17 protein-coding genes and 1 riboswitch are annotated in these 16,915 nt (G+C 49.5%); of the genes, 16 read left to right on the top strand and 1 reads right to left on the bottom strand.

Annotated features, from left to right (window positions below; genetic code table 11):
• Positions 1-34: 34 nt before the first annotated feature.
• Complete coding sequence (locus NST83_RS23145; protein ID WP_342415796.1) at positions 35-1,501, bottom strand: phospholipase D family protein; 1,467 nt, start codon at positions 1,499-1,501, stop codon at positions 35-37.
• A 298-nt stretch (positions 1,502-1,799) separates the two neighbouring features.
• Here NST83_RS23145 and NST83_RS23140 point away from each other — a divergent pair, with 298 nt between their 5' ends.
• From NST83_RS23140 to NST83_RS23065, 16 genes are all read left to right on the top strand, one after another.
• Complete coding sequence (locus NST83_RS23140; protein ID WP_283653604.1) at positions 1,800-2,225, top strand: DMT family transporter; 426 nt, start codon at positions 1,800-1,802, stop codon at positions 2,223-2,225.
• Between the two features lie 57 nt (positions 2,226-2,282).
• Entirely contained in the window at positions 2,283-2,984 is a 702-nt protein-coding gene (locus NST83_RS23135; protein WP_137060596.1) for a cyclic nucleotide-binding domain-containing protein, read from the top strand.
• Positions 2,985-3,021: 37 nt separating this feature from the next.
• Positions 3,022-3,513, top strand: coding sequence for a DMT family transporter (locus NST83_RS23130; protein WP_137060595.1), 492 nt, complete (start codon positions 3,022-3,024; stop codon positions 3,511-3,513).
• Between the two features lie 179 nt (positions 3,514-3,692).
• Positions 3,693-4,310: a sugar O-acetyltransferase gene (locus NST83_RS23125; protein ID WP_342415795.1), complete on the top strand. Its 618-nt coding sequence runs from the start codon at positions 3,693-3,695 to the stop codon at positions 4,308-4,310.
• Between the two features lie 212 nt (positions 4,311-4,522).
• The gene (gene fni, locus NST83_RS23120; RefSeq protein WP_342415794.1) at positions 4,523-5,623 is read left to right on the top strand and encodes a type 2 isopentenyl-diphosphate Delta-isomerase; all 1,101 of its coding nucleotides are present in this window, start codon (positions 4,523-4,525) and stop codon (positions 5,621-5,623) included.
• Complete coding sequence (locus NST83_RS23115) at positions 5,620-6,114, top strand: GNAT family N-acetyltransferase (protein ID WP_342415793.1); 495 nt, start codon at positions 5,620-5,622, stop codon at positions 6,112-6,114. Before fni ends, NST83_RS23115 begins: the two co-directional genes overlap by 4 nt.
• A 143-nt stretch (positions 6,115-6,257) precedes the next feature.
• Positions 6,258-7,358: a redox-regulated ATPase YchF gene (gene ychF / locus NST83_RS23110; RefSeq protein ID WP_014278491.1), complete on the top strand. Its 1,101-nt coding sequence runs from the start codon at positions 6,258-6,260 to the stop codon at positions 7,356-7,358.
• Between the two features lie 294 nt (positions 7,359-7,652).
• Positions 7,653-8,504: an alpha/beta hydrolase gene (locus NST83_RS23105; RefSeq protein ID WP_342415792.1), complete on the top strand. Its 852-nt coding sequence runs from the start codon at positions 7,653-7,655 to the stop codon at positions 8,502-8,504.
• Between the two features lie 258 nt (positions 8,505-8,762).
• Positions 8,763-9,830, top strand: coding sequence for a peptide chain release factor 1 (prfA, locus tag NST83_RS23100; protein WP_025683383.1), 1,068 nt, complete (start codon positions 8,763-8,765; stop codon positions 9,828-9,830).
• Positions 9,831-9,833: 3 nt separating this feature from the next.
• Positions 9,834-10,733, top strand: coding sequence for a peptide chain release factor N(5)-glutamine methyltransferase (gene prmC, locus NST83_RS23095; RefSeq protein WP_342415791.1), 900 nt, complete (start codon positions 9,834-9,836; stop codon positions 10,731-10,733).
• A gap of 75 nt (positions 10,734-10,808) precedes the next feature.
• The gene (locus NST83_RS23090) at positions 10,809-12,002 is read left to right on the top strand and encodes an FtsW/RodA/SpoVE family cell cycle protein (RefSeq protein ID WP_137060590.1); all 1,194 of its coding nucleotides are present in this window, start codon (positions 10,809-10,811) and stop codon (positions 12,000-12,002) included.
• A gap of 256 nt (positions 12,003-12,258) precedes the next feature.
• Positions 12,259-12,951 (top strand): stage II sporulation protein R, encoded by a 693-nt coding sequence (gene spoIIR, locus NST83_RS23085; protein WP_342415790.1) that lies wholly within the window; start codon positions 12,259-12,261, stop codon positions 12,949-12,951.
• A 183-nt stretch (positions 12,952-13,134) separates the two neighbouring features.
• Entirely contained in the window at positions 13,135-14,373 is a 1,239-nt protein-coding gene (locus NST83_RS23080) for an L-threonylcarbamoyladenylate synthase (RefSeq protein ID WP_342415789.1), read from the top strand.
• Positions 14,374-14,609: 236 nt separating this feature from the next.
• The gene (locus NST83_RS23075) at positions 14,610-15,170 is read left to right on the top strand and encodes a manganese efflux pump MntP family protein (protein WP_137060588.1); all 561 of its coding nucleotides are present in this window, start codon (positions 14,610-14,612) and stop codon (positions 15,168-15,170) included.
• Between the two features lie 34 nt (positions 15,171-15,204).
• Positions 15,205-15,789 carry a low molecular weight protein arginine phosphatase gene (locus NST83_RS23070; protein ID WP_342415788.1) on the top strand — a complete coding sequence of 195 codons (585 nt, stop codon included), beginning with the start codon at positions 15,205-15,207 and terminating at the stop codon, positions 15,787-15,789.
• Positions 15,790-15,867: 78 nt separating this feature from the next.
• A riboswitch (ZMP/ZTP riboswitch) is annotated at positions 15,868-15,949 on the top strand.
• 282 nt (positions 15,950-16,231) lie between these two features.
• Positions 16,232-16,819, top strand: a complete 588-nt coding sequence (locus NST83_RS23065) for a TIGR01440 family protein (protein ID WP_342415787.1) — start codon at positions 16,232-16,234, stop codon at positions 16,817-16,819.
• The last annotated feature ends 96 nt before the right edge of the window (positions 16,820-16,915 follow it).

Raw genomic sequence — 16,915 nt, 5'->3', positions numbered from 1 at the left:
AAGAAAGTAAGCAAGCTACAGCGCCATCCTGATTTTAAAATGTGGTAAAGCCCAACATGTCTTGTAAACGATATAGTATATCTTTCCAAAATGTAGATTTGTCCTCGTAAGCCTCCAGATCCAGACTGTATTCAGCTCCCCGGTTATTCCATAATGTATTAAAATAGGCCGCAATCTGTTGGATCAGCTTGCTGTCCGCCGGAGCGGCCACCCACAATTCATTTTCCAGATTCAGGTCGTTCAAATTACGTGGTGTCAAATTCGTAGACCCGCCCAGAATGATGTGATCTCCCTGTTCCTTGGCAATATAAATCAGCTTGGTATGGTATTGCTCATGGGTCGTATTATACCAGCGGATTTGAATTTTTTTACCTGATTTGTCGGACAGTTCTTTGGCAACCGGAAGATTGGGGATGCCGATTTTTTCCTGCCCAAACGCGTTTTGATTCGGGTCCAGCAGCAACTGGATGTTCACACCGCGTGCAGAGGCATCCAGCAGGCTGTTCAGCACTTTGCGGTCAGCCAAATAAAACATGCCCATATGAATACTGTCGCCTTGTTTGGTCTGTCCGATGGCATCCAGAACCGAGGTATATACCTTGCCTTCGGTTAGATATTTGATCCTGTAGTTGTCCTTTCCCGATTGAGCAGAGGCTTCTGCTTGTGGCGGATAGGCAGGAAGCCGCCCTCCGCCGGAGAAGTCCAGCACCGCCTGCTCGGTTTGTAAAATGTCCCCGATGATGGGTCCCTTCACCTCCAGCGCCACATTGGAGTGATATGCACTCGCATCGTGGACGTTGCCTGTGGAAATGAGCGCTGTCTGTTCGCTGGCAACCAATTTACGATGATTGGCCTTGACGTTCAACAGCTTGAGATAGGAGCGTGCCGTAACGTCAGGTCCGTCACTGGCCATCAGGTTGGGAATCCAGCCCGTGCCCTGCTGTCCGAACCATTGGAAAAAGGTACGCCACACCGCAGAATAGCTCGGTGTGGAATCCCGCAGCGGGTCCACATCGGTCTGCACGACCTGGATTCCCGCTTGCTTCATATTCTCCAGCAAATGATTGGGGGATGAATTGTAATTGGTATTGACTTCATCCGTAATGAAAAAGATAGGCATATCAGGATTAGCCTTCTTTTTGGCAATCAGACGCTCGGTCATCTGTGCGCTGACTTGGGGAAAGCGCTGGCCCTTATGTTTATAATCGTTGAACAGAAACAGGTCGATGACGATAAATTGTTTGGCTTCATTAATGATCCCAAACATACGGTTTAAAATTTGCCCTTCATGCTGTGCGGTACTTCCATCCCCGGAGGAATAGGTCAAATCCGTCCAGAAGTTCACCTCGTTGGTTGAATACTCCTGACTTTCATAGGAGACGAAGGGGGGCAATGGCTTATGGGTCTGATAGATCATGACGGCAATCAGCCATAGGATGAGTAACAGGATAATGATTTTAATAGTACGGCTTTTTCGATGCAGCGGATTATGTTTAACCATACGGGCGGTCAACTCCTCAATTGAATGCTGCATTCCATTTCATCGTGCCGGAACATGCAGTTTATGATGGGATACTGTCTAGTTATTAACGGAAGTGTACAGAATTGAAGCGTAATGATCGGAAGAAAAGGTAAGGATATGGATGGTTGGAATGGACATCAATTATAGATTATGTGGAATCGGAATGGATCATACGGTATAGGCGCCAGCCCTTTCTCAGGACATATGTCCTTTATGGTGAGATTAACCTATACTTTAATAAATAGAAAAGTCACTTCAATAGGGAGAATAACGATTCATGAGAGGAATTTTGTTTGCTTTTCTGGGAGGCGCTTGTATTACGCTGCAAGGGGTAGCGAATACACGGATTAGTCAGGATATCGGTACATGGCAGGCGGCTACGGTTACTCAACTGACGGGTGTTATTTTGGCGGCATTGGTCTGGATGTTTACAAGAGATGGCAGTTTGGCGGAGATGAAGCAGGTGAAGCCCATGTATCTCTTGGGTGGGGCTTTTGCAGCTATCATCATATTCAGTGAAGTCACCGCTATACAGCATATTGGGGTTACGTTCACGATCTCGGCGCTGTTGATTGCCCAGTTGTGCCTGACCTTCTTGGTTGATATTAACGGATGGTTCGGTGTAGTGAAGCAAAAGATGAAGCTGCCGCAATTTATAGGCATTGGCATGATGATTGCGGGTGTGATCATTTTGAAGCTCTAAATAAAACTTCCTTCGGCGAAGGAACCCATAACGTAGAAAACGAAGGTGAGCCCAAGCATGAAAGAAATTCAGGATCAAGAGCAACTGAAGCATTTTTTACAATTGCATCAGTTAGAATCGATACTACATGAGCCACTGCGGCCTTATTTGTCGCTGCATCGTTTGGAACAAGGGGAAAAGCTGTGCTCCCAAGGGGATTCCATTGAACATCTGTACATATTGGTACAGGGCAAGGTCAAGATTTATACCAGTTCAACGGAAGGCAAAACACTGGTTCTCTGCTTTAAAACACCAATTGAGATCATAGGAGATGTAGAATATATTCGCAACAGCAATGTGATCAACACAGTGGAGGCTGTGTCTCCTATATATGTCATTGGTATTCACCACCATTGGATGAATAAATATGGAAGGGACTACGCTCCAATGCTGCAATTTTTGCTGGATATCGTTACCCGTAAGTTTTGCATGGATTCGGACTTCTCTAGCTTTAACTTAATGTATCCCGTGGAAGTCAGGCTGGCCAGTTACCTGCTATCCGTTTCTTTTGACGAAGGTGATGCTTCATTTCATGAGGAACTGCGGGCATCCAGTCTCGTAGATGTGGCGAATTTAATCGGAACCAGCTACAGGCATCTCAACCGTGTAATTCGCAAGATGAGCGCAGATGGATTGGTGGAACGAGCACGGGGCTATATTGTGATTCGTGACAGAGAAGGTTTGGGCCAACTGGCAGGCCATAATATCTATGAAGCATAATCATTCGTAAAAGAATTAGCGAGGGAGAACTGAAATCATGCTATTAGGAATTGTACTGGCGGTTATCGCAGGGGCCTTTGTTAGCCTGCAAACGATATTCAATAATAAGGTGAACGAACGAACAGGTTCATGGGCTACAACCACACTTGTGCTGGGAACGGGGTTTCTGGCCTCCTTGCTCGGCAGTCTTATTTTTGCAGGAAAAAATACATTTACACTACAGCATATGCAACCGTGGTACTGGTTCAGTGGAATGATTGGTGTTGGCGTGGTGTTCTGTCTGGTGCAAGGAGTGAAGCTGCTTGGCCCCACCTATGCGATCTCTATCGTGTTAACGGCACAATTGGGCACTGCTTTGCTGTGGGATTCGTTAGGATGGCTGGGACTGGAAAAGATTCCGTTCACCTTCACCAAGCTGATCGGTGTGCTGGTCATTATCGGAGGCATTTTGATATTCAAGTTCGGCAACGGACGTACGAAGGACCAGCAAGAAAGCATTTCACATGTGCCTGATGGGATGAAGGGATAACGTCCTATTGAAAAAAACCTTTAAATAAAATATCATTCCGTGGATTAAGCAGCTTCATGAATGATCAACTCCGTTTTCTTTATTATATCGATATCACTATGAGATATAATTTAGTATCTGGCATTTGTCCAACTTCATGGAGTGAAATGAAAACCTTTTAAACAGGAAGGAAAGTGTACATGGCAACGAATAAAGAAAATATGTTAAAAGGCAAACTATATATGGCTGGCGGAAAAGAATTGGCAAAGGATAGCAAGAAATCGAGAATGCTTACCCGCTTGTTCAATAACAGTACAGAAGAGCAACTGGGATATCGGGTAGAGCTACTTAGACAACTTTTCGAGTCTACAGGTCAGGAGATATATATCGAACCCCCGTTCCGCTGTGACTACGGCTATAATATTACAGTGGGCGATCATTTCTATGCCAATTATGATTGCATCATTATTGACGTAGCGAAAGTAACAATAGGGGATCATGTTTTTTTCGGCCCCAGGGTAGGCGTATATACGGCTGGGCATCCGATAGATTCAGATGTGCGCAACACCTTGCTGGAGTTTGGTAAACCGATAACGATTGGAAACAGTGTATGGATTGGCGCAAATACCGTAATCACTCCAGGAGTGAATATTGGAAATAATGTAGTTATTGGGGCTGGATCTATCGTTACCAAAGACATTCCTGATAATGTGGTTGCCGTAGGAAATCCATGTAAAGTGCTAAGGGAAATTACAGATGAAGACAGACGGTACTGGGAAAAGCAAAAAAAAGATTATTACGAAGAGATTCAGGACTAAGGCACAAACAAAACTCACCTGAACGGTTTATATAAGCAGAGGAAAGGCTCGCGATTGTGTATATATTTTTCCATCCATGCTACAATGAAGGTATCTAAATGATTGCCTGTAATCATACATAATTAGATCGGTTACCGTGTTCGGGAGCGGTCTTATTTGTGTTTTCAGACCAATGTAAGTACATGAAGTGACCTGAATGAGGTGGGACATAGATGAGTAATGTGGAAAATAAACCCGAAGCACCTGAGGGTTCTGGCAGATCCGGCTCTTTGCTGCCTGCTGCACGGACAGGTGAACGGAAGATAGAGCATGTTCGCCTTTGTTTGCAAGAGGACGTGGCGGGCCAAGGCATTACGAGTGGACTGGAGCGCTATGCCTTTAAACACTGTGCGCTGCCTGAGCTGCATTTTGATGAGGTACGTCTGGACACTACTTTTCTGGGACGTGCTGTGCGAACGCCACTGTTGATTAGCTCCATGACAGGCGGCAGTGCTGAGACGGGAGCGATTAATGAGCGCTTAGCAGAGACAGCGGAGAAACGAGGCTGGGCGCTGGGGGTAGGCTCGGTGCGAGCTGCGGTGGAAAAAGCAGAACTGGCTTCGACCTTTGCGGTTCGCCGCCTGGCACCGAATATTCCGATCCTTGCCAATCTGGGAGCGGTGCAGTTGAACTACGGATTTGGTGTGGACGACTGTCGCCGTGCGGTGGAGATTGCCGGAGCGGACATGCTGGTACTTCATTTGAACGGATTACAGGAGGTTTTCCAACCCGAAGGGAATCTGGATTTTAGCGGTTTGCTTGGACGCATTGAGGAGTTGTGCCGCCAGCTTTCAGTGCCTGTAGGCGTGAAGGAAGTAGGCTGGGGTATAGATGGCGAGACGGCTTCGAAACTGTACGATGTGGGGACAGCTTTTATTGATGTCGCTGGCGCAGGCGGGACAAGCTGGAGTCAGGTGGAAAAGTTCCGCAATTCTGATCCTGTACGTCGTGCAGCGGCGGAAGCATTTGCGGATTGGGGGAACTCTACCGCAGATTGTATTGTAGAAGTCAGGGCGGCGCAGCCGAATGGCGCAGTGATCGGCAGTGGCGGACTGAGAAACGGTGTCGATGCAGCCAAGGCGCTTGCCTTGGGCGCTGATATGGCGGGTTTCGGACGGTCGCTGCTCGGATCGGCGGTCGCCTCCACAGAGGCGTTGGAAGCGCGGCTGGAGCAGGTCGAAATGGAACTGCGCACAGTTATGTTTGGAATTGGAGTAGCTGGGATTAAGGGACTTAAAGACACGACTCGGTTGAGAAAGAAGGCGAACGCATGAGTAGCATTGTAACCTTGGTACCGATGGACGCAGAGCAATATGAACGGTTTGAGCAGCGCTCACTCGCGGACTACGCGGATGAAAAAATCCAGGCAGGCACATGGACGGTGGAAGAAGCGCCGGAACGCGCGGCAGAAAGCTTTGCCCGATACCTGCCACAGAGACTGGATACCCCCCAGGCTCACCTTTACATGCTGATGTATTCGGATACTGAAGATGTGGAGAGCCAAGAGGAAGCGGGCTATATCTGGTTCAATATTACGGATAGCGTGCAAGGAAAAGAAGCTTTTCTGCTGGATATTCTCGTCTACGATTCATATCAGGGGCGGGGGCTAGGCACATTGGCGATGGGGGCTTTGGAACAGGAAGCTCGCAGGCTGGGAGCCGTTCGCATCGGTTTGCATGTATTTGGGCATAATGAGCGGGCTTTGCATGTGTACCGCAAGTCAGGCTATCGGGTTACGGATATTCAGATGAGCAAAGAGATTTGAATGAAAAAGCAAAGGATGCAGCGGAAATCCTGAAAGTCACAGCCATATGCTTGCCGCATGTATGTGTTCTCATATATAATGTGGGTTGGTAAACTAACGGATGGCATAACGCACATTTTATATAAACGGGAGTTGTTCTGATTATGGCTTTAAAAGCGGGGATTGTGGGCTTGCCGAACGTGGGCAAATCAACACTGTTTAACGCAATAACGCAGGCGGGTGCGGAATCCGCAAACTATCCATTTTGTACGATTGATCCGAATGTAGGTGTCGTTGAAGTACCGGACGAGCGGCTGGATAAGCTGACTGAACTGGTTGTGCCGAACAAAACGGTGCCGACGGCCTTTGAATTTGTTGATATTGCAGGACTTGTACGCGGTGCGAGCAAGGGCGAGGGTTTGGGTAACAAGTTTCTGGCTCATATTCGTGAAGTGGATGCGATTGTGCATGTGGTACGTTGTTTTGAGGATGAGAACATCACCCATGTGGACGGCAAAATCGACCCGATCAGTGACATTCAGACCATTAATCTGGAACTGATTCTGGCGGATATCGAAAGCGTAGACAAGCGCATTGAGCGTTCCCGCAAAAACATGAAGGGTGGCAATAAGCAATACACCCAGGAAGTTGAAGTGCTGGAGCGGATCAAGGAATCACTGTATGCTGATAAGCCTGCGCGCAGCGTGGAATTGTCGGATGAAGAACAACTGATTGTACGTGATCTTCATTTGCTTACGATGAAGCCTGTACTGTACGCAGCTAATGTCAGCGAAGACGGTGTAACGGAAGCCGACAGCAATCCTTATGTGCAAAAGGTACGTGATTTTGCTGTAGCGGAAAATGCAGAAGTGGTGCCGATTAGCGCCAAAGTAGAATCTGAAATTGCCGAGCTGGAAGGCGAAGATAAGGCGATGTTCCTGGAGGAACTGGGACTGGCTGAATCCGGTCTGAATCGTCTGATCAAAGCCGCTTACCGCTTGTTGGGTCTGTATACGTATTTCACAGCAGGTGTGCAGGAAGTACGCGCATGGACCATTCACAAAGGAACTAAAGCACCGGGTGCTGCGGGCGTTATCCACACGGATTTTGAACGCGGATTTATTCGTGCCGAGGTTGTATCCTACAACGATTTGGTCGCTGCTGGCTCTATGAACGGGGCTAAGGAACGTGGTCAGCTTCGTTTGGAAGGTAAGGAATACGTGGTACAGGACGGAGACGTTATGCATTTCCGTTTTAATGTATAACATAGGTTTACAGTATGAAACATTGTGCTAAATAAAGTAGTCGCTGCCTGTGTTGGGTGGCGGCTTTTTTTATTTTTTAGGATAAATTCATATTCTTAGCTCGATTTTGAAAGAAAATATGCTAAAATCCCCTTAATTACATAGCTAAAAAGAACCGATGGAGGTGAGCTGAGATGTTAGAACGTTCCATGGAGAATACACGAGAATTGGAAAAAGGAAAGGGAGTGGTATAAGGAAGAGCTTCATTTTGTCGATAGCTCTTCTTTTAATAAAAAAGAAAAGAGGACTATTAAAATGAACAAAAATCAACATTTAATTAGCGATGGATTTAAGTTGAATTACTGTATACAAGGGTATGGAAAGCCAATATTGGTGGTTGGCAGTAGTATATATTATCCTCACTTGTTTTCGGAGAATTTATATAAAAAGTTTCAGTTCATTTTCTTGGATCATAGAGGATTTGTGAAGCCGTCCCGAGCTTTAGAACCCGAAGATTATACGTTGGATAAAGCAATAGATGATATAGAAGCAGCAAGACAATCCCTTAATCTTGAGGATTTTATCATATTGGGACATTCCGGACATGCCTTTATGGCTTTGGAATATGCCAGAAAATACCCTGAGCATGTTCAGAAAGTTGTTTTGTTAAATTCAGCACCTACCAATAGCGAAGAAAGACAGCGGCAAAGCTTTTCATTTTTTAATGAGACAGCAAGTCCAGAGAGAAAGAGGCATTTTGAAAAAGATATTGTTTTATTAGAACATGATATCAAGAAAGATCCCGCGAGACGGTTTGTTCACATGTGTATTCGTATGGGAAGCCAAAGCTTTTACGATTATACATTTAATGCAGCTTACATGTGGGATGGTGTATATACGAATATGACAATCATTGATCATTTATGGGGAGAAGCATTCGGAAAACTTAATCTGATACAATCGTTGACCGATGTTAATAAGCCAGTATTTATTGGTTTAGGGAGACATGATTATTTGGTTGCACCCGTTTCACTGTGGGATCTTGTGGATGACACCTATGAGAACGTGAAGAAAGTAATTTTTGAGCATAGTGGGCATAATCCTATGTTCGAAGAACCTCATTCCTTTGATAGGAAATTAGTCGAATGGATTTATGAAGGCAAGTAGGGATTTTAACCATTCTAACGAAAAAACGCTCAGTCAATCAATGCTTAGCGTTTTTTTGTGTGTATTAGGGGATTGAATTCCTTCAGGTTAAAGGGGTTGTGGTGCATGTCTTTTTTTATTGAAATTATGGTTGTTATTCAATTCCTGAATTAGAAGTATTTTTAGTAGCTAATTAGTCAATTAGTTGGTATAATAAAGAGCTGTAGCCAGTGAATTTGAATCTGGCTTCATATTAATTTAACTGAAGAGGTGAATCGCTTGTTGGACCGATTGCAATCATTGGCGGACCGCTACGATAAACTGAGCGAACTGCTCTGCGATCCGGATGTAGCGAACGATAGCAAGAAACTTAGAGATTATTCCAAAGAACAGTCTGATTTACAGCCTGCTTATGAAGCATATACCGAATATAAAACTGTCGTTGAAGAGCTGGACGCTGCTAAAGCGATGCAGGCCGAAAAGCTGGACGACGAGATGCGTGAAATGGTGAAAATGGAGATTGATGAGCTTAGTGCCCGCAAACGGGAGCTGGACGAGAAAATCCGCATTTTGCTGCTGCCGAAGGACCCGAATGATGATAAGAATGTGATTATCGAGATTCGTGGCGCAGCGGGTGGTGACGAAGCGGCATTGTTCGCGGCGGATCTGTACCGGATGTACACTCGTTATGCCGATACCCAAGGCTGGCGTGTAGAGCTGATGGACGCGAACATGAATGACCTCGGAGGCTTTAAAGAGGTTATTTTCATGATTAACGGACGCGGCGCATACAGCAAAATGAAATTCGAAAGCGGAGCACACCGCGTACAGCGGATTCCGACAACGGAATCCGGCGGACGTATTCATACGTCTACATCTACGGTATCCGTTATGCCTGAGGCCGAAGAAGTGGATGTTGAAATTTCCGACAAGGATATCCGCGTTGATACGTTCTGCTCCAGTGGTGCTGGCGGTCAGTCCGTTAATACAACCAAGTCGGCGGTACGTGTAACGCATATGCCAACAGGCATTATGGCAACCTGTCAGGATGGTAAATCCCAAAACTCCAACAAGGAGAAGGCACTCCAGGTTTTGCGTGCCCGTATTTCGGATATGCTTCGTCAGGAAGAGGAAGCCAAATATGCAGGCGAGCGTAAGAGCAAGGTAGGTACCGGGGATCGCAGTGAACGCATTCGTACCTACAACTTCCCGCAAAGCCGTGTAACAGATCACCGTATCGGGCTGACCATGCACAAGCTGGATCAGGTGATGAACGGGGAGATTGAAGAAATCGTATCGGCGCTCACGATTGCAGAGCAGGCTGATTTGATGGAACAAGAGGTTTAAGTTTTGGGACACGAACGCGATCTTGTGTATCGGATGTTGCCGGAACGGAGTATGAGTATCAGAGAAGCCTTAGTAGAGGCTTCTTCTTTTTTAGGAAGCTGCGGCGTGCTGGAGCCGCAGCATAACGCCCGCCTGCTGCTGGAGCATGTGCTCGGGCTGGAAGGCACGGCGTTCTACGCTGCGCTGGGCGATCCGTTCCCAGCCTCGGGCAAAGAGGCGTGGGAAGCGGTGATAGCCCGCAAAGCAGCGGGTGAGCCAGCGCAGTATATTATCGGACGGCAGGAGTTTTATGGCCGTCCGTTCGCGGTTTCGCCGTCGGTGCTGATTCCGCGCCCTGAGACAGAACTGCTCGTCGAGGCCATACTTCAGCACGGCGACCGGCTGTGGCCGGACGGCGCTCCGCAGGCGCTCGATATCGGCGCGGGCAGCGGGGCGATTGCCGTCACGCTGGCGGCTGAGCGGCCCCGGTGGCGTGTGGCGGCGGGGGATATTTCCGCCGCAGCGCTGGAGATGGCGGCGCATAACGCCGCTGCCAACGGCGCAGCCGTGGAGCTGCGCGAAGGCGACCTGCTGGCGCCGTTCGCGGGAGAGGCGGTGGACATCCTGGTGTCCAATCCGCCGTACATCCCGGCCGCCGACATCGCAGGCTTGCAGCCGGAGGTGCGCGACCATGAGCCGCGTATGGCGCTGGATGGCGGGCCTGACGGGCTTGGCCCGTATCGGGCGATGCTGGAGCAGCTTGGGCTGCTTCAGGCCCCGCCGCGGCTGATCGGGTTCGAGCTGGGCATGGGACAGGCCCGAGACGTGGCTGGACTGTTGGAGCAGGCAGGTCATTGGAATACGATTCTGATCGTTCCAGACCTTGCCGGAATCGAACGTCATGTCCTGGGCGTTGCGGAATAATGCTGCATTTTCTTTTTGCGAGTCTTTCCTTTAGAATAAAGGGAGTATGACCGAGAAACGGCTCAGGGGGAAATCATGCTTCAGAAATTGAAAAAAATTGACGGTCCGGTGATCTTCATTCTGGTTTTGCTGATGGCAATCAGCATCATAACGGTATATAGTGCGGGCAGGGGCCCTACGAACATTGTGGAGCACGGCAATGACTATCAGAAGATGATCGGGTATTATATATTGGGTTTTGTGGCGATCTTGGGTATAGCAGTAGTCGATTTCCGAATATTTATTAAAAAAGCACTATATGTATATGGGGGCGGAATTTTCCTGCTCGCTCTCGGCTTTTTTGGCGGGACGGTTAACAACTCTCAGGGCTTTTTGAAAATTGGTGGCTTGAACCTTCAGCCTGCTGAGGTATTCAAGCTGGTTCTCATCATTTTTCTGACTTATATGCTGATGAAGAAGCGCAAGAGCAAGCTGTATTTTGTTCAGGATGTACTTCCAGTTGCTTTGGTGAGCTTTGTCCCCTTTGCTATGGTCATGGTGCAAAATGACTTGGGGAATGCACTCGGATACATCGTCATTGTCATTGGTATGCTATGGATTGGTAATGTGAAGGCATCCCATGCACTGATCGGATTTACCATATTTGCAGTAGCCGTCGGCGGTGGACTTAAAGCTTATATTTCCTTTCATGATCAGATTGACACCTTTATGAAAGGGATTGGACGCAGTCACTGGGTAGAGCGTTTGGACCCTTGGCTAGTACCGGAAAAAGCGACCGCTAAGGCATCGTACCATACCAAAAACGCCAAGCTGGCGATTGCCTCTGGCGGGATGATGGGCAAAGGCTTTTTGCAGGGGACTTCGGTGCAATCCGGTCGTGTGCCTTACACGTATGCGGATTCTATTTTTGTGGTCGTAGCGGAGGAATTTGGCTTTGTCGGCTCGTCGGTGCTGCTGTTGCTATATTTTATTTTGATTCACCGAATGATCCTGATCTCGCTGGAATGCCGTGACCGTGCCGGACCGTATCTTATCGTCGGTATTGTATCCATGCTGCTGTATCAGATTTTTGAGAATATCGGCGCGTTTTTGGGAATCATGCCACTGACGGGGATTACGCTCCCTTTTATCAGCTATGGAGGTACGTCGCTTTTGATTAACATGGCTAGTATTGGCTTGGTTATGAGTATCAAGGTCCACGGTCAGGAGCTGGAGGACGATCTGCCACAGCCATCCAGAGTGAGTTTAACGAAGGCAAAAAAAGCTTAATGCCATGCTTCTAAATGGATGCCATTTGATCTTTATGGTGAGATAAAATAGTAAGATACAAAAGGGTCCAGATTGTGAAATCTGGGCCTTTTCGTATTCGCGGGTTACTGCGAAGCTTCGGCCCAGATCAATGTGCTTGATGTAGGGTGTATTGGGTGTTTTTAAAATGGTCTTGAACATTTTACGAGATTGATAGGTTTAGCCTCTCCCAAACCGGACAGACTGATAGACATGATAGAGTTTGGGGGGGATTGGGATGAGAGGCTGGACCAAGCAAGCTGCAATGATACTATTTTGTATTTCAATATTAATGATGTCGTGGGAAGGTCAAAAAACAGATGCCGCCATGACACCAGGGTCAAGAGGGTCTGTAGTGGCAGGGGTGGCAACGACAGGAGCGGGCGTCATTCCTCATGATTCCATCCGATTGCGCATTTTGGCCAATTCGGATCGTCCGGAGGATCAACTGGTAAAACGTGAAATTAGGGATACCATCGTACAACAGATGGATGCGTGGGTAGGCAAGCTGGAAAACCCGCAAAGCTTGGAGCAAGCCAGAGTGCTGATTGCTGCTCATTTACCCGAAATTGACCGTTTAGTAGGCGCGGAACTGGCTCGACGGGGCATTTCGTACGACCATCAGGTGGAATTGGCAAACGTACCTTTTCCGACCAAGATGTACGGTGGGCTTGTCTATCCCGCAGGAAATTATGAAGCGCTTCGGGTCACGCTGGGACAAGGTAAGGGACAGAATTGGTGGTGTGTACTGTTCCCTCCGTTGTGCTTCATTGATGCAGGTAGCGGGGAAGCGGCAGCACAAACGATCTCGGCAAAAGCGAACCAGGGAGGCGAACGGACGAATGCCGCTGACAAGGAGCCGGAAGTACGGTTTTTTCTATGGGATGCATTGACGGGGCTTTGGGGATGGGTGAGTGGTCTTTTTGCCTAATCGTCGTAAGTTGTAGAAAAGAGAACAACGGGTGTATGACCCCGGTATGTTATAATGGGGTATAGGGTTTACAGCTGTGAGACATGGACAGACTTGGTTCAGATAAGCCGCCCAAGTAAGTTCTTTGGGGATAGAGCTAATTGAACCAGGACTGTATGACAATAAGGTATGGGATGATCTAATATGAGCGATAAATCGAATCAAATACAAGGTTTGCGCGGTGAGTCTGTGCAGAAGGAAAAATGTGAGCGGGTATTGGATGAACAGGCGCTTCGTGAACTAAATCCGCCGTTGCCAGATTCCCATACAAAATGGTGGGACGTAAGAGGTTTGGTTGTTAAAGGGGAATCCTCTGGTGAAATGTTATCCGGACAAGCCCGTATTGCGGCGGAAAAAGGCATTCGTGAGGCTGCTGTGCTGCTGCAAGCAGGAGACACGGTAGCGTTCCCTACCGAGACGGTGTACGGCTTGGGATCGGATGCGCGCAGCACGGAAGCGGTAGAATCAGTATTCGCCGCCAAAGGGCGTCCTTCTGATAATCCGCTGATCGTGCATATTTCCGACCCTGCCCAGCTGGATGGCATGGTAACGAAAGTGAATGATACAGCGCAGGCGCTGATGGATGCGTTCTGGCCAGGACCGCTGACGCTGGTGCTGCCCGTGATGCCGCAAGCCCTGTCGCCTCGTGTGACGGCGGGGCTGGACACGGTCGGCGTGCGCATGCCCGATCATCCGGTAGCGCTGCGTCTGATCGCAGAAGCAGGCTGTCCGCTGGCTGCGCCAAGCGCCAATCGCTCGGGCAGGCCCAGTCCGACCCTTGCACAGCATGTGCGGGAGGACCTGGAGGGCCGCATCGGCGGCATTTTGGACGGTGGCCCCACGGGTGTGGGGCTGGAGTCCACGGTGGTGCAGGCCGGTGACGACGGAACCGTCACCATCCTGCGCCCCGGCGGCGTGACGGCCGAGCAGCTCGCTGCGGTCGCTCGCGCCGTCGAGCTGGACCCGGCGCTCGCCGCTGCTTCGCCCGGCGAGGACGCCGACAGCCCGGCACCACGCTCGCCGGGCATGAAGTACACGCACTACGCGCCGCGAGGCCGCTTAAGCGTAGTGCAAGGCCCGTCCTCCGCTGAGGTGACGGGCTGGATTCGCGCCGCGCTGGCGGAGGCGTCCGCGCGCGGGGAGCGCACAGCGGTGCTCGCGTTCGACGAGCATGCCGCTGGCTATGCCGGAGAGCGCGTTTACACGCTGGGCAAGCTGGACGCGCTCCATGAGGCGGCGCAGCGCCTGTACGGCGTGCTGCGCCGCTGCGACGAGGAAGGCGTCACCTACATCCTGGCGGAAGCCTGTCCGCCGAAAGGGCTGGGAGACGCCGTCATGAACCGCCTGCTCAAAGCGGCGGGCCATCGGATCGTCCGTCTCTAGGACGATCCGGGCATTTGTCCATAAATGTAGAGGCTTTAGATGGATTAGCCTTTTAGCATAGTCGTCCGTTTACTCTAGACCGCATGACAGACAGAAAGGATGTTCGATAATTAGCCTTTTAGCATAGTCGTCCGTTTACCTATCCCGGTACAGGCGCGTTCACCGTATGCTTGTACTGTTTTGCCTCTTGTCCGCATAACGTGTACAAGAGCCGACGGATATTGGAGGGATGGAGTATGCTGGCAGCCTCTGCCCAAGCCGGGCAGATTGTAACGATTCTGGTCATGGCTGTAGCGCTGGGGATGGACGCGTTATCGTTGGGCGTAGGAATCGGCATGAAAGGGATACGCCTGCGGGACGTGCTGAGGATCAGTACGGTCATTGGCTTTTTTCACATTCTGATGCCATTGCTGGGTATGTTCACAGGCCATTATATGAGTTCTTTACTTGGCCATGTGACGACCTACTTTGCAGGGGGATTACTCATCCTTTTGGGCGGGCATATGGTTTATAATTCCTTCAAAGGTGACGGGGTACAGGTGCTGGACCATCGTTCATCCTTGGGTCTTTTGCTATTTGCGCTTGGAGTGAGCGTCGACTCCTTTTCTGTTGGGGTGTCACTTGGCATGTTCCAGAGTGATTTGGTACTGACCGTTCTGGTGTTTGGATTTTGCGGGGGAGCGATGGCGATGCTGGGGCTGCTGCTAGGCCGCAAGGTCAGCCGCAATCTGGGAGACTATGGAGAAGCGGTGGGCGGTGCCATTTTACTGGCGTTTGGCATTATGTTTATGTTTTAATTATATATTATTTCAACATAAGGGGGTGAAGACGTTGAAACATATTTTATTCGTATGCACAGGGAACACCTGTCGCAGTCCGATGGCTGAAGGGATGCTGCGCAAGCTGTCTGCTGAGCACGGGCTAGGTTTGGAAGTGCGCTCGGCGGGAGTAGCCGCGATGGAAGGTACGCCTATTTCCCGACACGCTGAGGCAGTGCTACGTGACCACAATATCTCGGATCAAATCACCTCAACTCCTTTGAACGGCGGGCTTGCCGAGTGGGCACATCTAATTTTAACCTTGACCCAAGGGCATAAGCAGCACGTCATTCAGCGCTTTCCCCAAACGGTGGGCAAAGTGTTTACGCTCAAGGAGTATGTGGAGGACCAGGATTCGGTGCTGAATGATGTGCAGGAGCTAGATGGCTTGTACGCTTCACAACAACTGATAGGTTCGCTGGGTCAGGAGCTTTCGGCACGGGAGCGTGAGCGGATGATTGAATTGCGTCAACGTATTCCGGGCTTTGATATTTCTGATCCGTTCGGCGGTTCACGTGAAGATTACGATGTCACAGCTGCGGAAATCCGAACGGCGCTGCACAAGCTGGTGGACAAACTAAAGGCTTTGGCTGGATAAAGTTCGTATCACTCATCTATTTTGTACGGGATCTGTTGATTTTCGGCGGTTAATCCGTTAAGATAAGGTGGAAAAACAAGAATCCGGTGTAACTGGCGACAAAAGTGGGATTAACCACAATGGAGCACCGGATATACGGCCGGTCGCCTGGGCAAAAGAGCAAATCCACAATGGCTGTGGACTGCTCTTTTTTCGTATAGAGCTGGGTCCAGCCTCTGATAGCCTTCTGTCCAGACAAACGCCAATGATTCTTCCGTGTGCTGTTACTTCGAATATCCGAACCGGGAGAGGTCCTTTAAGCAGTTCTTCCATTTTTCCTGCTCGAAATCCGATTCATCGGCTATAATATAGTCAGATTGTGATATCAGGAGAGAGCGTGTTGAACATGGGGGATAAGCCCGTGCCTAGTCTCTGTAGGGCTGTTCAACCAAAGGAGGTTCCAATGGTAGGACAAATGGATCATGAGGCTACGCTTGAAGCACAGACCGCTTTTGTCGTGAAGGAAATAGCAGAAGCAGCCAGTCTCAAGGCTGGTCGTTTGTTGGTGATCGGCGTTAGCACCAGTGAGGTGGCGGGAAGCCGGATTGGCACGGCGGGAGCGCTCGATGTAGCTCAGCAATTGCTGGCTGGAGTGGAATCCGTGCGCAGGGCGTACGGTTTTGACGTGGCATTTCAATGCTGCGAGCATTTGAACCGTGCGCTGGTCGTTGACCGGGCCGTGCTGGAGCGGCTGGGACTGACGGAGGTTGCTGCCGTCCCCGTTCGTACGGCAGGCGGATCTATGGCTGCCGCCGCCTATCGTGCGCTGGAAGATGCATGTCTGGCGGCGAATGTACAGGCACATGCGGGGATAGACATTGGCGAGACGCTCATCGGTATGCATATGCGGCCAGTTGCTGTTCCGTTTCGTCCAAGTCTTCGCTGGATTGGCGAAGCGCGTGTGACGGCGGCGTTCACTCGTCCTCCGCTCATTGGCGGACAACGAGCGGTGTATAGTCTGGAGCAAGAAGGCGGCGGAAGCTGTGACTAGCATTTGCATTTTGGTTTGGACAGCATGTTTGTATCTTTTTTGTATTGATGATGAGGTACCCAACTGAGGAGCAGGCGCTTGCCTGTATACCTGACA

It is taken from the genome of Paenibacillus sp. FSL R10-2782 (genome assembly GCF_038592985.1).
Taxonomy (GTDB): domain Bacteria; phylum Bacillota; class Bacilli; order Paenibacillales; family Paenibacillaceae; genus Paenibacillus; species Paenibacillus terrae_C.
The sequence above is the reverse complement of the archived record's forward strand: the minus strand, read 5'-3'. Positions and strand labels throughout refer to the sequence as shown.

Coding starts and splice junctions, on each gene's coding strand:
- NST83_RS23145 (WP_342415796.1), bottom strand. CDS start 1,501: ATGGTTAAACATAATCCGCTGCATCGAAAAAGCCGTACTATTAAAATC.
- NST83_RS23140 (WP_283653604.1), top strand. CDS start 1,800: ATGAGAGGAATTTTGTTTGCTTTTCTGGGAGGCGCTTGTATTACGCTG.
- NST83_RS23135 (WP_137060596.1), top strand. CDS start 2,283: ATGAAAGAAATTCAGGATCAAGAGCAACTGAAGCATTTTTTACAATTG.
- NST83_RS23130 (WP_137060595.1), top strand. CDS start 3,022: ATGCTATTAGGAATTGTACTGGCGGTTATCGCAGGGGCCTTTGTTAGC.
- NST83_RS23125 (WP_342415795.1), top strand. CDS start 3,693: ATGGCAACGAATAAAGAAAATATGTTAAAAGGCAAACTATATATGGCT.
- fni (WP_342415794.1), top strand. CDS start 4,523: ATGAGTAATGTGGAAAATAAACCCGAAGCACCTGAGGGTTCTGGCAGA.
- NST83_RS23115 (WP_342415793.1), top strand. CDS start 5,620: ATGAGTAGCATTGTAACCTTGGTACCGATGGACGCAGAGCAATATGAA.
- ychF (WP_014278491.1), top strand. CDS start 6,258: ATGGCTTTAAAAGCGGGGATTGTGGGCTTGCCGAACGTGGGCAAATCA.
- NST83_RS23105 (WP_342415792.1), top strand. CDS start 7,653: ATGAACAAAAATCAACATTTAATTAGCGATGGATTTAAGTTGAATTAC.
- NST83_RS23090 (WP_137060590.1), top strand. CDS start 10,809: ATGCTTCAGAAATTGAAAAAAATTGACGGTCCGGTGATCTTCATTCTG.
- spoIIR (WP_342415790.1), top strand. CDS start 12,259: ATGAGAGGCTGGACCAAGCAAGCTGCAATGATACTATTTTGTATTTCA.
- NST83_RS23080 (WP_342415789.1), top strand. CDS start 13,135: ATGAGCGATAAATCGAATCAAATACAAGGTTTGCGCGGTGAGTCTGTG.
- NST83_RS23075 (WP_137060588.1), top strand. CDS start 14,610: ATGCTGGCAGCCTCTGCCCAAGCCGGGCAGATTGTAACGATTCTGGTC.
- NST83_RS23065 (WP_342415787.1), top strand. CDS start 16,232: ATGGTAGGACAAATGGATCATGAGGCTACGCTTGAAGCACAGACCGCT.